This window comes from Francisella sp. SYW-9 (assembly GCF_008711465.1).
Taxonomy (GTDB): Bacteria; Pseudomonadota; Gammaproteobacteria; order Francisellales; family Francisellaceae; genus Francisella.
Genome location: NZ_VXKQ01000015.1, coordinates 1 through 759 on the forward strand (window position 1 = coordinate 1; position 759 = coordinate 759).

Below are 759 nucleotides of genomic sequence, written 5' to 3' on the forward strand. Positions count from 1 at the left end.
AGCCATAACTAATGTTGCAAATATTTGAAGTTATAGACAAAAAAGATTGGGGCTGTCCTAGATAAGTTTACTTTAAACTCTCTCTAACCCAGTGTCTAATTAGCTTTAGCTGTTCCTTAGAATCACTGTGGTTAAATCTCCACTCACATTCCTTCAAAAACAAGTAAGAATGATCTCTAGGAATACCATTAAATTTTCTCAAATGCCTCTTAGCTTGATTCCAAAAGTTCTCTATACCGTTTATATGATTATGCTTCTTTGCAAACAGCTTACTATGGTTAATTCTATAATGTTTAAACTCTGAAACATCTAAGGCATTATAGCTCCTAAAAGTATCAGTGTAAACGATACTATCAGGCTTAACTTTTTCTCTAATTATTGGTAATAGAGTATTACTTTTAGCATTTGGAATGATTACAGTATATACCTTACCATTGCGTTTAAGTAAGCCAAATACAGGAACTTTACCTCCAGCTCCTCTACCTCGTTTTCCTTTACGAGTTCCTCCAAAATAGCTTTCATCTACTTCAATCTCTCCTGTAAACATTTCTAAATGCTCACTATTTTCATAAATTAATAATCTTAATCTATGAAAATAATAGCTGGCTGTGGTTTTATTTACTGATACTAATTCTGATGCAGTTAGCGCTGTACTTCCTGCTATAAATAACTCTATTAATTTGTCTTGCTTGTATGAACTTAATCTACTTTTTCTCATCAAAACCATCCTAACATAACTTAGTTATCTAGGACAGCCCC

General features: G+C 32.7%; 1 protein-coding gene. It reads right to left on the minus strand.

Annotated features, from left to right (window positions below; translation table 11 throughout):
• Nucleotides 1-67: 67 nt before the first annotated feature.
• On the minus strand, nucleotides 68-718 hold the full coding sequence (locus F3D62_RS07705) for an IS1595 family transposase (RefSeq protein WP_150467677.1): 651 nt from the start codon (nucleotides 716-718) through the stop codon (nucleotides 68-70).
• Between the last annotated feature and the right edge of the window lie 41 nt (nucleotides 719-759).